This is a genomic window from Colwellia sp. BRX10-9 (assembly GCF_014077405.1).
Taxonomy (GTDB): domain Bacteria; phylum Pseudomonadota; class Gammaproteobacteria; order Enterobacterales; family Alteromonadaceae; genus Colwellia_A.
Genome location: NZ_JACGVV010000011.1, coordinates 39,879 through 51,886, shown reverse-complemented (window position 1 = coordinate 51,886; position 12,008 = coordinate 39,879). Strand labels below are relative to the sequence as shown.

Sequence of the window (12,008 nt, the reverse complement as noted above, 5' to 3'; positions counted from 1 at the left end):
CAAATTATGCTTCTATTATAACGCCATTATGATTTATGCTGCCGTTAACATTAGCCCCAACATGCCAAGAGTAAAGCCTAACACAGCGCCCATCGGTGGAGCCCAATGATTTTCTAATTTTACTTGTGGTGCCAAATCTTGAAATATTGAATAAAGAATTCCGCCTGAAGCGAAAAGCATAACCGCGCCAATAATCTTGGGGGACTCAGATAGCCATAAATAGCCAGAAACTGCGGCGATAGGCCCAAGTATTGCCATTAAAGCAAAGACCATGATAATTTTTTGCGGTTTATAACTTGAAGATGCACTTAACTCACGATAAGCGCTAAATCCTTCAGGTAAGTTTTGTAAGGCAATTAAACCAGCTAGCAAATATGCACTACTACTTCCTGTTGCGAATGCTGCTCCAAGTGCTATTGATTCTGGAATGAAATCAGCAAGCATTGCTGCTAGTTGACTGGCAGGTGTATCTATTTTTTTAAGATAAATATCTAGTGCCATAAAGTTAAGCCCGCCAACAATAAACCAAATGCATGCGGGTAATATATCAAGATTTCCCATTCCTTCAGGTACTAATACTAAGGCAACTGCCGACAACAGCGCTCCGCCACCAAAAGCCATAACGCTATGTCTGAGCTCTTGTTCAAGCCAGTCATTGCCAATTTTTTCGAAGCAGGCAAGGGCAGCACCAAGTGGCATAGCCAAACCAGCAAGAAATGTTGATACGATAACAGTGAGTAATATAGACATGATTTTATCACTTAAGCAGTAAGTGCCCCATTGTGAGGCTATTGTTTAATACAATGAGATTAGTTAGGCCATTAAAGGCCTTATAATTTGACTACTGTGTTCTGTGACCCTTTATTAAAAGCAGCGAGTAAATCGACATTTTAAATGATCACAGTGATTTTTTATTGATCAGTTGAGCTAATACAATTACCACTAGCGCAGCAGTAAAACCACCAAAAACAACAATCATCATTTGTGGCATAGTATAACCGAAGAATTGCCAATTTATGTCACCACAATCTCCTGTTGCTTCAAACAAAGAAGGTAACCATTTGTGTAAAGGGGCCCAACTTGGGAAGTTAGGTACAAACTCACAACTATAGAGAAATGATAATGTAGCTGATTGAATTTCAACGTGCTCAATGGCAATCAATAACCCCCATATAGCGCTAACACCCCAGAGTGTCAATGCGACTGAGCGTAAGAGAGTATTTTTATTGCCCATGCTGCCAACTATGCCAGCAAAGAATATTCCCCATAGTGCTGTACGTTGGTAAATACACATAATGCAAGGAGCTAAGCCCATTACGTATTGAAAATAAAGAGCCGATAATTCTAAACCAAAAACGGTTAGGCTAAGTAATTGCCAAGCGCGAGTGTTTACCGATAAATCACTTAAAAATTTCAAAAGTTTTCCTTAATCATGTTCAATGTTGTTATTTTAGATTGTTATCTAGTTAACTATAGACATCATCACATATTGACACTTAAATTGATGTGATAGTGACATTAGCGTGATAGTTGCTAGCACTTAGTTTGTTGCACAAAAATGACTTTTATCATTAGTATAAATAAAGCGCCATAAGGGCGCTTTATTGATACAAGTTAACAGTAAAACTACTATATGTTAACTTTAGTGTTCTTGTGAAGATGACGCCCCACCTTCAGTCATGTGATGCTGAATTAAACCCGATTCATAAAAATCTTGTGTCGATTGCTCCAAATGACCTGAAGAAATAGCAAGTAAACCAATAATGGTCAATACGATAGTATAAGGGAAAGCCATAATAACCATACGGCCATATGACAATCTAACTAAGGGAGCAAGCGCTGAAGTTAATAGGAATAAAAACGCAGCTTGGCCATTTGGCGTAGCAACACTCGGCAAGTTAGTGCCTGTGTTAATAGCAACAGCAAGTAAATCAAATTGGTCACGGCTTATTATTCCTGAAGAAAGTGCTTTTTCAATTTCAGTAATGTATACCGTGCCAACAAATACGTTGTCACTGACCATAGATAATAGGCCATTAGCTAAATAAAACATGACTAATTGCATGTTACCTTCAAAAGTTAATACCCAAGTGATGACGGGCGTAAATAATTGTTGGTCAACAATAACGGCAACGATGGACAAAAAAACCACTAATAGCGCGGTAAAAGGTAATGCTTCTTCAAAAGCATGACCAATTTGATGTTCTTCAGTTACACCTGTGAAAACCGTTGCAAGTATAATAACGGATAAACCAATTAAGCCAACTGGCGCTAAATGTAATGCTAAACCAACAATCAACCAAACGGCGATTAATCCTTGCACGACTAATTTTACATTATCACTTTTATTGCGTTTTTTACTTTCTTCAATGTCGAAGTCACGTAATATTTGATAAACATTTTCTGGCAGGGCAAAACCATAACCAAACCATTTGAACTTTTCTAATAAAGCACATGTGATTAAACCTGAAACAAATACAGGAATAGTAACGGGTGACATCCGAATGGTGAATTCAATGAAATCCCAACCGGCTTGCTGACCAATAATCAAATTTTGTGGTTCGCCCACGATAGTGCATACACCACCTAAAGCTGTACCAACACCTGCGTGCATCAATAGGTTACGTAAATATCCTCTAAAGCTTTGTAAATCGCTTTTTATATCATCATCATCGGGATTGTCATGGGGATGGTCTTCACCTATAGAGGCAGCTTTATGATAGACAGAATAAAAACCTAGGCCAACGCTGATTATTACCGCAATGACGGTTAATGCATCTAAAAATGCTGATAAAAATGCCCCTGAAAAACAGAATAATAATGACACCACTATTTTTGAACGGATCTTAGTGACTATTTTCGTGAACAAAAAGAGCAACAAACTCTTCATGAAATATATTCCAGCAACCATAAAAATCAGCAGCAGAAGTACTTCGAAGTTAATCATTAATTCATGTTTTACATGAGCGGGTGAAGTCATCCCTATGGCAATAGCTTCAATCGTTAATAAACCGCCGGGTTGCAGCGGGTAACATTTTAATGCCATTGCTAAAGTGAATATAAACTCTATGACTAATGCCCAACCTGCAATATAGGGGTCAACATAGAAAAAGAGGATAGGGTTAATCACTAAGAATGAGATAATTGCCAGCTTGTACCACTCAGGCGAGTTGCCAAGAAAGTTTTTATAAAATGCACTCATGAAGGATTGTTGCATAATTGACCTGTTTATTTTAAGTATATGACGAATTGTGTCTCGCCTTGAATGGATCTTGTTTCTGTTATTTTGATAAAAAATGCATAGTAGTTTAAGTACAATTGAAAAGCTTGTAAATAATCTATCTTTATAGCGTAATCGTGGCCTTTTCTTCTGATAATATAAGGCATGAGTCCTTTATATTATTTAATAACTTAGCCGCAGTGATATTTATTGAATTGCCGTTTTGCTTGAAATGCTTCGACTCTGCAGTATTAAATTAAATATTGCTTTTATAAATACACATTTTAGCCCCGCGTTAAACACCATCGATTGATCTATAAATTCACAATGAGTAAGCTAATTCTAGATTTGCCATGCTATTTCGCAGAATATAGCATGTTAATATTGCTAAATTATTGAGTTAATCGATGTTTATGCATAATAAGTACTTTAATAAGATAAAAATTTATTAGGGGGGGCTTTCGTGACTTAACTCATCGCTTCTTATCAGGCATTAGCTTTAAATATTAATAGTTTTTTAGACGCTAGTTCAGTATTGGCTTAAAAATTAAATAGTAAATTGCATTTTGACTTACTGACTTTATCTACAAATAAAATTATTTATTATTCATAAATTAAAGGCTTATCTCTCTACAGCCGCTAATAAACAGGGGTTAACTCTGTTGTTTTTCACAAAATATAGTGTGAGGTTGCCACTGAGTATCCACATAAGTGACCAACGTTGACAGTAACGTCGAATTTATCCGCTTGTGCCAAATAGATGTTCTGGTACAATCAGTTAAAATTTTAAGATTAAGATATTGTGTGGAGCAGTATGGTTATCAAAGCACATAGCCCAGCAGGGTTTGCAGAGCAATATATTGTTGAGTCTATTTGGAACGGTGGTTTCCCCCCCGGTTCTATACTTCCGGCTGAACGAGAGTTATCTGAACTCATTGGCGTTACGCGTACAACATTACGTGAAGTTTTACAGCGCTTAGCACGAGATGGCTGGTTGACTATTAAGCACGGTAAACCCACCAAAGTGAATAACTTTTGGGAAACCTCTAGTTTAAATATTCTTGAAACCTTGGCTCAACTCGATCAAGAAGGCATACCTGATCTGGTTGACAATTTAATGTCAGCTCGGACAAATATTAGCGCCATTTATATTCGTGGCGCGATTAAAAATAATGCTGAAAAAGTGATTGAGCTCATTAAAGCTTATGAAGATGTAGAAGATAACGGAGAAGCCTTTGCCGAGTTTGATTATCGATTAAATAAAGAGTTGGTGGTTGCCTCTGGAAATTCTATCTATTTATTAATCTTAAATGGCTTTAGAGGCTTATATTCTCGTCTAGGTACTTTATATTTTTCTCATCCTAAAGGTCGTGAGATATCTCGAGTCTATTATAAGAAATTAATTGAATTAGCTAGCGAAGATAAGTTTGATGAGTCTATATTTGCCGTACGTAAATATGGTATCGAGTCAGGTAAGCTTTGGCTAGAACTTAAAGATGACGTATTAAAAGAGCTATCTGAATAAATTATCTATAGTGATTAAAAGGCAAGGGTTAACTTGCCTTTTAATCATCTTCACTGCTCTCTCATTCTGGATATTGTGCAATAACTTCTTCATCCCCCTCTTCATTGTTCTGTACTAACCGCACGTCAAATTGCCATAAGGTATATAAATGTTTCATCACTTCATCTTTTGAATCGTCTAGCGGAACATTTTGGTGTGGTGTATATTTCAATGTTAGCGATCGGTCACCATCAACATCAGCATTTGTTACCTGAATATTAACCTCCAGATTACTCAAATTATACTGTTCAGATAACGCGCTTCTTACTTTTTTGTAGCCACTTTCATTGTGAATAGCCGCCACGTCAATAAAATTTTCTTTTTCATCATCGTGTAAATAAAATAACTTGAAATCGCGCATTAGTTTTGGTGATAAATATTGACTAATGAAGCTTTCATCTTTGAAATTTTTCATGGCAAAATGTAAAGTATCTAACCAATTACTATTGGCTATTTCTGGAAACCATCGTTTATCTTCTTCTGTTGGTTGTTCACATATTCTTCTAATATCTATAAACATATTAAAGCCTAACGCATAAGGATTAATACCAGAATAATGAGGACTGTTGTAATTGGGTTGAGCGACAACATTGGTATGGTTATGTAAAAATTCCATCATGAACTTATCGGTAACTAAGCCTTCATCATATAAATGGTTTAGCAGTGTGTAATGCCAAAAGCAGGCCCAGCCCTCGTTCATGACTTGTGTTTGTTTTTGCGGATAAAAGTATTGCGAGATCTTACGAACAATGCGTACAATTTCTCTTTGCCATGGTTTTAGTAACGGCGCATATTTTTCAATGAAATATAAAATGTTTTCTTGCGGTTCATTTGGAAATGTCGGTTTCTTATCTTTAGCATCATCTTTGTTTTTCGGTAATGTTCGCCATAATGTATTCACCTGCGATTGTAAATATGCTTCACGGTCATTTTGACGTTGTAACTCTTCCTCTAATGATATCTTTTGTGGACGTTTATAGCGGTCAACACCGTGATTCATTAATGCATGACAAGCATCTAAGCATGATTCAACCTCACTAATGCCAAATTTTTGTTCACATTCGCTAATGTAGTTTTTAGCAAACAATAAGTAGTCAATTATTGAGCTCGCATCAGTCCAGGTTTGGAATAAATAATTACCTTTAAAAAAAGAATTATGTCCGTAACAAGCATGTGCCATAACGAGTGCTTGCATGGTCATAGAATTCTCTTCCATTAAATATGAAATACAAGGATCAGAATTGATAACAATTTCGTAGGCTAATCCCATTTGACCACGTTTATAGTTTTGCTCTGTTTGAATAAATTTTTTACCAAATGTCCAATGGTTATATCCAATAGGCATACCGACACTAGCGTATGCATCCATCATTTGCTCTGCGGTGATCACTTCAATTTGGTTGGCGTAAGTCTCCAATCGATAATGCTTTGCAACCCGTGCAATTTCAGTTTGATATTGATCAAGTAAATCAAAGTTCCAGTCACACTGGTCACTTAAGGGTTTACGTTTGTCCATTATTTGCCTCCTTTGCCATTATTAACTTAGGCTGCTTTACTCTGATTTTTCTTGAAAAGCTTTCTAAAAACAGGATAAATATCTTCAACGCTTTTAATATGTTGTATTGCAAAATGTTCTGTATATGCTGCAATTTCTTGATATTGCTGCCAAAGTGTTTGATGAGGTCGTTGTGATATTTCAATGTAACTAAAGTAGCGTGCTTTAGGTAGAATATGCTCTGTGAGTAATTTTTGACAACGAGGAGAGTCATCGGCCCAGTTATCTCCATCAGAGGCCTGCGCGGCGTAAATATTCCATTCGCTTTCCTTATAACGCTCATCCATTATTTTAATCATTAAATCTAATGCACTTGAAGCAATAGTGCCGCCAGTTTCTTGCGAATAAAAAAACTCTTCTTCATCAACCTCTTTTGCTTGCGTGTGGTGTCGAATATAGACCACATCAATCGTTTTATAGGTGCGGGTGAGAAACAAATACAATAAGAGATAAAATCGTTTGGCAATATCTTTAGTGGCTTGGTCCATAGAGCCCGAAACATCCATTAAACAGAACATCACCGCCTTTGATGTAGGTAGGGCTTGTTTTGCATAGTTTCTAAAACGTAAATCAAAGGTGTCAATGAAAGGGACTTTACTGATTTTACCTTTAAGCATGTCGATCTGATTGTTTAGGTCTTTAATTTTTTGGACATGATCATGTTTATCAGCCATTAGTGCCGCTAAGGCGAGTTCAAGGACTTTTAACTCTTTACGCTTGGTTGATGTCATGGCAATACGTCTTGCTATTGATCCCTGTAGCGATTTTACAATATCTATATTTGAGGGGACGCCTTCAGCACAATAACCCGAGCGAACAGTTTTATAATCAATTAACGTATCTAATTGGTTCTTTTCTAAATTTGGCAATTCAAGATCTTCAAAAAGTAAGTTCAAATATTCATCTTTAGAAATAGAAAAAATAAAATCATCATCTCCCTCACCAGTGTTACTGGCATCACCTTTACCGCTACCTTGTCCTTGCTGTTGTGGAGGGCGTTTGATTTGATCGCCGGTTGAAAATTGGTCATTACCCGGGTGAACTCTATCTTTAACACCCCCTTTGCCCTGATGAAAAACAGGTTCAGATAAATCTTTTTTGGTGATGGTAATGTCCTCACCACTATAAACATCAGTAACACTGCGTTTATTAATCGCTTGTTCAACGGATTTCTTTATTTGGCTTTTATAGCGTTTAATAAAGCGCTGGCGATTAACCGTGCTTTTGTTTTTGCTATTTAAGCGTCTATCAATAAAATTCGCCATATTATCCTCCTACTTTATTGGCTTTTTAAAACAATAAAGTACAAGTTAAGAAGACTTTCTTACCCGTAAATACCACTCTGACAGTAACCGCACTTGTTTTTTTGTATAACCTTTACTCATCATGCGTTCTATAAAATCGTCATGTTTTTGCTGGTCGTCATTTGATGTTTTAGTGTTAAACGAAATAACGGGTAATAAATCTTCAGTATTCGAGAACATTTTTTTCTCAATAACCGTGCGCAGTTTTTCGTAACTTGTCCAGTTGGGGTTCTTACCGTTGTTATTGGCTTTAGCACGTAATACAAAATTGACAATTTCATTACGAAAATCTTTAGGGTTACTAATGCCAGCAGGCTTTTCTACTTTTTCTAATTCATTATTTAAGGCTTCTCGGTCGAAAAGCTGTCCAGTTTCAGCATCGCGATACTCTTGGTCTTGTATCCAAAAATCAGCATAAGTGACATAGCGATCAAAGATGTTTTGTCCATATTCAGAATAAGACTCTAAATAAGCCGTTTGAATTTCCTTGCCAATAAATTCTATGTATTGAGCTGACAAGTAACCTTTAATGAACTCTAAATATCGCTCGGCTGTTTCTTGGGGTAATTGCTCTCGTTCAATTTGTTGCTCGAGTACATAAAATAAATGTACTGGATTTGCGGCAACTTCTAAATGATCAAAATTAAAAACGCGTGATAATATTTTAAAAGCAAAACGTGTTGATAGCCCAGACATACCTTCATCCATGCCCGCATAATCACGGTATTCTTGATACGACTTAGCTTTTGGGTCGGTGTCTTTTAAGCTTTCGCCGTCATAAACGCGCATTTTAGAATAAATACTAGAGTTCTCGGGATCTTTTAAACGTGATAGTACAGAAAACTGCGCTAAGGTTTCTAACGTATCTGGCGCACAATGTGCATTTTTTAATTCACTGTTTTCGAGTAATTTTTTATAAATTTTTACTTCTTCAGAAACACGCATACAGTAAGGGACTTTGACCATATAAACGCGGTCCAAAAAGGCTTCGTTGTTTTTGTTATTTCTAAAGGTTTGCCATTCTGACTCATTAGAATGCGCAAGCAATATGCCATTAAAGGGCAGGGCTGATAATCCTTCTGTTGGATTATAGTTACCTTCTTGTGTTGCTGTTAACAACGGATGCAATACTTTAATGGGGGCTTTGAACATTTCGACAAATTCCATCATGCCTTGATTCGCTCGACACAATGCGCCTGAATAGCTATAGGCATCAGGATCATTTTGTGAAAAGTGCTCTAACTGTCGAATATCAACTTTACCAACCAGGGCTGAAATATCTTGATTGTTATCGTCGCCAGGCTCTGTTTTTGCAATGGCTATTTGATCAAGAATTGAAGGATATAACTTAACCACCTCAAATTTTGCAATATCACCTTGATATTCATGCAGCCTTTTAGCCACCCAAGGCGACATAATGGTCTTTAAATAACGTTCTGGTATTTTATATTCTTTTTTTAATATCTTACCATCTGCATTTGCGTCGAATAAACAAAAAGGGTGGTCATTTACCGGGCTTCTTATGCCATTAGCACTGAGCACATAGATAGGCTCTTGCTGCATTAATGCTTTTAATTTTTCAGCTAATGATGATTTTCCTCCACCCACAGGCCCTAATAAATAGAGTATTTGTTTCTGTTCTTCCAGTCCTTGTGAAGCATGCTTAAGGTAGGCAACAATCTGCTCTATAGCTTCTTCCATGCCATAAAATTCCTTAAAGGCAGGATAGCGAGCAATTACCCGATTAGAAAATATACGGCTTAAGGTAGGTTCATTTGAGGTGTCTATCATTTCAGGCTCGCCAATGGCCTTCAATAAGCGCTCAGAAGCGGTGGCGTAAGCAAGTTTGTCTTTTTGACAAATAGCTAAAAATGCTTGAATACTAAAGTTCTCTTCTTTAGCTTCATCGTAACGTGATTGATAATGCTGAAAAATACTCATAACTGCCTCCATAAGGAAAAAATTTGCAGATGAGTAAAAACTTACCGTAGTACAAAGTCGATATTGTTTAACTCATTCAAATAAGACCGAGAAACTATCGATATTCGCCCCAACAAGACACTAAACTTTGCATTTAAACGAATATGTCTACCATTAAGTCTAGACGGTATTTTTTAAGGTTGAGAATAATTAGAGATTTTTTTGTAAGCAAAGAGGAAAATATAAAAATATTTTATATTGAATTTAAAAGAAAAAGGACACTTTTATTGAATTTTAAGCATAAAAAAACCAGAGTAGGTACTCTGGTTTTCAATAAAATTCTTACTTAAAGGTTAATAAATTAATCTTTAATGAATATAAATTAAGCGAAGTTTGCCGCAGCAAAATCCCAGTTAGCTAATGCCCAAAAACCAGCCATGTAGCTTGGACGAAGATTACGGTAATCAATGTAGTAAGCATGTTCCCATAAATCCACTGTTAATAACGGTGTAACGCTCTCATCAGTTAATGGTGTTGCAGCATTTGAAGTGTTAACGATAGCAAGGCTACCATCTGCTTTTTTCACTAACCATGTCCAGCTTGAACCAAAGTTGTTGATTGCACTTTCAGTAAATTTTGTTTTAAATTCAGCGAAAGAACCAAAGCTTGCATTGATTGCATCAGCTAAAGCGCCTGTTGGTTCACCGCCGCCGTTAGGGCTTAAGCTGTTCCAGTAGAATGTGTGATTCCAAATTTGTGCTGCATTATTGAAAATGCCTGCTGATGAAGTCTTTACGATGTCTTCTAAAGACTTGCCTTCAAAATCAGTACCTTCAATTAATCCATTAAGCTTTACAACATAAGTGTTGTGATGCTTACCGTAGTGAAACTCAAGTGTTTCAGCTGAAATATGTGGTACAAGTGCATCTTGTGCATAGGGTAATGCGGGTAATTCAATAGCCATTAGTTTCTCCAGAAATGGGTTATACAAATTTATTTTTGCGCAAAAATAAAGAAGTTGTGTGCTTTTATTTAAAAACCAGTTAAAACCTAGTAAACTAGTCAAGTATTATTAAAGCCTGACTAGTGTACCCATTTATATAGGTTTTGCCAGTGTAAATATCAAGCCTGTTATTGTTTATTCTACTAAATAAGTGCTTTTTAGTCTTTATTACCTTGATTATTTTAGTGTCAGACTCCATTAATCAAAGTAATAAACATTAAATTTTATATTGTAAAGATCGAGGTTTTTTCGGTCGTAATTAGAGGTATCCCATGGAAACTATTGAACGTATCAAAGAACAACTTTCTGAAAACACTATTTTGCTTTATATGAAAGGTTCTCCTAAATTGCCTAGCTGTGGCTTTTCTTCACAAGCATCACAAGCACTAATGCAGTGTGGTGAAAAATTTGCTTATGTTGATATTTTACAAAATCCTGATATTCGTGCCGAATTACCAAAGTATGCTGATTGGCCAACATTCCCACAATTATGGGTTGACGGTGAATTAGTCGGTGGTTGTGACATTATTATGGAAATGTTCCAACAAGGTGAATTACAAACCTTGATCAAAGAAGCTGCAGAAAAAAATAATTCTGAAGAAAAAGCTTAGTATCATTTTTGAAACTGACGTTAGTTAAATTTTTTATTAAAAAAGATGAAAATAAGTTGAAAATCACCTTATCGTCTCAATAATAGATGTATGTCAGTTTTATGATTTAAATCAATTTAATAAAAATATTGGAGAATAGAATGAGTGTATTAGTTGGCCGTGCAGCACCAGATTTTACTGCAGCAGCAGTTTTAGGTAGTGGCGAAATTGTTGATAGCTTTACGTTATCGACAGCAATTAAAGGTAAAAAAGCCGTAGTGTTTTTCTACCCTCTAGATTTTACTTTTGTTTGTCCGTCTGAGTTATTAGCTTTTGATCACCGTATGGAAGAATTCAAAAGCCGTGGTGTTGAAGTTATTGGTGTTTCTATCGATTCACAATTTTCTCATAACGCATGGCGTAACACTCCAGTAAACGAAGGCGGTATTGGCCCAGTACAATATACTTTAGTTGCTGATACAAAGCATGAAATCTGTAAAGCGTACGATGTTGAACATCCTGAAGCGGGTGTTGCATTTCGTGGTTCTTTCTTAATTGATGAAGAAGGCAATGTACGTCATCAAGTAATTAACGATTTACCATTAGGTCGTGACGTTGACGAAATGATCCGTATGGTTGACGCATTACAATTCCACCAAGAGCACGGCGAAGTTTGTCCAGCTGGCTGGAACAAAGGTGATAAAGGTATGACTGCTTCTCCTGAAGGCGTTGCATCTTACTTAGCTAACAATGCTGACAAGCTTTAATATTATAGCTTAGGCTTTAGTTAGCCGATGTAATTATTAAAAGTAATAAAAAACCGCTTAATTGCGGTTTTTTTATGTTCAGGAA

General features: G+C 36.3%; 10 protein-coding genes. 3 read left to right on the top strand and 7 right to left on the bottom strand.

The window, feature by feature from the left end; all coding sequences use genetic code 11:
* Nucleotides 1-33 precede the first annotated feature (33 nt).
* The 3 genes from H4J69_RS08650 to nhaB all read right to left on the bottom strand — a co-directional run bounded on the left by H4J69_RS08650 (nucleotide 34) and on the right by nhaB (nucleotide 3,217).
* Nucleotides 34-750 carry a ZIP family metal transporter gene (locus tag H4J69_RS08650; RefSeq protein WP_182244264.1) on the bottom strand — a complete coding sequence of 239 codons (717 nt, stop codon included), beginning with the start codon at nucleotides 748-750 and terminating at the stop codon, nucleotides 34-36.
* 148 nt (nucleotides 751-898) lie between these two features.
* Nucleotides 899-1,417, bottom strand: a complete 519-nt coding sequence (gene dsbB, locus H4J69_RS08645; protein ID WP_182216330.1) for a disulfide bond formation protein DsbB — start codon at nucleotides 1,415-1,417, stop codon at nucleotides 899-901.
* 225 nt (nucleotides 1,418-1,642) lie between these two features.
* Nucleotides 1,643-3,217 (bottom strand): sodium/proton antiporter NhaB, encoded by a 1,575-nt coding sequence (nhaB, locus tag H4J69_RS08640; RefSeq protein WP_182216328.1) that lies wholly within the window; start codon nucleotides 3,215-3,217, stop codon nucleotides 1,643-1,645.
* Between the two features lie 817 nt (nucleotides 3,218-4,034).
* On the opposite strand from nhaB, the gene fadR reads away from it, so the two are divergent.
* Entirely contained in the window at nucleotides 4,035-4,745 is a 711-nt protein-coding gene (gene fadR / locus H4J69_RS08635; RefSeq protein WP_182216326.1) for a fatty acid metabolism transcriptional regulator FadR, read from the top strand.
* 61 nt (nucleotides 4,746-4,806) lie between these two features.
* Here the strand turns inward: fadR and H4J69_RS08630 are convergent, their stop codons facing one another.
* The 4 genes from H4J69_RS08630 to sodB all read right to left on the bottom strand — a co-directional run bounded on the left by H4J69_RS08630 (nucleotide 4,807) and on the right by sodB (nucleotide 10,527).
* On the bottom strand, nucleotides 4,807-6,300 hold the full coding sequence (locus H4J69_RS08630; protein WP_182244263.1) for a SpoVR family protein: 1,494 nt from the start codon (nucleotides 6,298-6,300) through the stop codon (nucleotides 4,807-4,809).
* A gap of 26 nt (nucleotides 6,301-6,326) precedes the next feature.
* Complete coding sequence (locus tag H4J69_RS08625) at nucleotides 6,327-7,604, bottom strand: YeaH/YhbH family protein (protein ID WP_182244262.1); 1,278 nt, start codon at nucleotides 7,602-7,604, stop codon at nucleotides 6,327-6,329.
* A gap of 45 nt (nucleotides 7,605-7,649) precedes the next feature.
* Nucleotides 7,650-9,584, bottom strand: coding sequence for a PrkA family serine protein kinase (locus tag H4J69_RS08620; protein WP_182216320.1), 1,935 nt, complete (start codon nucleotides 9,582-9,584; stop codon nucleotides 7,650-7,652).
* A 361-nt stretch (nucleotides 9,585-9,945) separates the two neighbouring features.
* Entirely contained in the window at nucleotides 9,946-10,527 is a 582-nt protein-coding gene (sodB, locus tag H4J69_RS08615) for a superoxide dismutase [Fe] (protein ID WP_070376458.1), read from the bottom strand.
* A gap of 311 nt (nucleotides 10,528-10,838) precedes the next feature.
* On the opposite strand from sodB, the gene H4J69_RS08610 reads away from it, so the two are divergent.
* On the top strand, nucleotides 10,839-11,177 hold the full coding sequence (locus H4J69_RS08610) for a Grx4 family monothiol glutaredoxin (RefSeq protein WP_070376459.1): 339 nt from the start codon (nucleotides 10,839-10,841) through the stop codon (nucleotides 11,175-11,177).
* A 140-nt stretch (nucleotides 11,178-11,317) separates the two neighbouring features.
* Entirely contained in the window at nucleotides 11,318-11,923 is a 606-nt protein-coding gene (locus H4J69_RS08605; RefSeq protein WP_070376460.1) for a peroxiredoxin, read from the top strand.
* The last annotated feature ends 85 nt before the right edge of the window (nucleotides 11,924-12,008 follow it).

Excerpts from the sequence above, each read along its gene's own strand:
- H4J69_RS08620 (WP_182216320.1), bottom strand. The coding sequence starts at position 9,584 with ATGAGTATTTTTCAGCATTATCAATCACGTTACGATGAAGCTAAAGAA.
- H4J69_RS08650 (WP_182244264.1), bottom strand. The coding sequence starts at position 750 with ATGTCTATATTACTCACTGTTATCGTATCAACATTTCTTGCTGGTTTG.
- H4J69_RS08610 (WP_070376459.1), top strand. The coding sequence starts at position 10,839 with ATGGAAACTATTGAACGTATCAAAGAACAACTTTCTGAAAACACTATT.
- H4J69_RS08625 (WP_182244262.1), bottom strand. The coding sequence starts at position 7,604 with ATGGCGAATTTTATTGATAGACGCTTAAATAGCAAAAACAAAAGCACG.
- fadR (WP_182216326.1), top strand. The coding sequence starts at position 4,035 with ATGGTTATCAAAGCACATAGCCCAGCAGGGTTTGCAGAGCAATATATT.
- H4J69_RS08605 (WP_070376460.1), top strand. The coding sequence starts at position 11,318 with ATGAGTGTATTAGTTGGCCGTGCAGCACCAGATTTTACTGCAGCAGCA.
- nhaB (WP_182216328.1), bottom strand. The coding sequence starts at position 3,217 with ATGCAACAATCCTTCATGAGTGCATTTTATAAAAACTTTCTTGGCAAC.
- sodB (WP_070376458.1), bottom strand. The coding sequence starts at position 10,527 with ATGGCTATTGAATTACCCGCATTACCCTATGCACAAGATGCACTTGTA.
- H4J69_RS08630 (WP_182244263.1), bottom strand. The coding sequence starts at position 6,300 with ATGGACAAACGTAAACCCTTAAGTGACCAGTGTGACTGGAACTTTGAT.